The organism is Parasediminibacterium sp. HNIBRBA5674 (assembly GCF_056745525.1).
The window spans coordinates 1-408 of sequence record NZ_JBQWIE010000113.1 but is presented as its reverse complement, the minus strand read 5'-3'; the positions used below and the strand labels follow the sequence as shown (position 1 = coordinate 408).

Annotated in this window: 1 protein-coding gene; it reads left to right on the top strand. The window is 34.8% G+C overall.

Features of this window, described 5'->3' with window-relative positions:
- Nucleotides 1-198 precede the first annotated feature (198 nt).
- Nucleotides 199-408 (top strand): hypothetical protein (locus ACT9TX_RS18495; protein WP_481340609.1); only part of this gene is annotated, 210 nt, incomplete at its 3' end.

The window sequence follows — 408 nt, the reverse complement described above, 5'->3', positions numbered from 1 at the left end:
TTTTATACCAAAAATGCGGTAGAAAAAGGGTTTGTAGATGTAGACTGGTTTACCTACGATTATGATGGACCGAAAGGAAAATAAGTTATAGCAATTATCCCGTTTTCCATAACTGTTCAGGATGGCACAAACTAGCAATGGGTTTACATTCAGAATTTTACAATAACGATTGTTTTCATTCAATTTTTTTAGTGCTTTATGAAAAAGAATTTTAAAAAGGCGTTTGCCTTAGTTGTTGTTTTTGCTGCTACTATTATTTACTTTGGTTGTAGCCCTGTCAAACAAAATAGCAGTGCAACTATTACCCCAACCAACGATGCTTTTGCAAATGCATTTGCGAACCCACAGGACACATTAAAACCTTGGGTTTATTGGTATTGGGTAAGTGATAATATTTCTAAAGAGGGC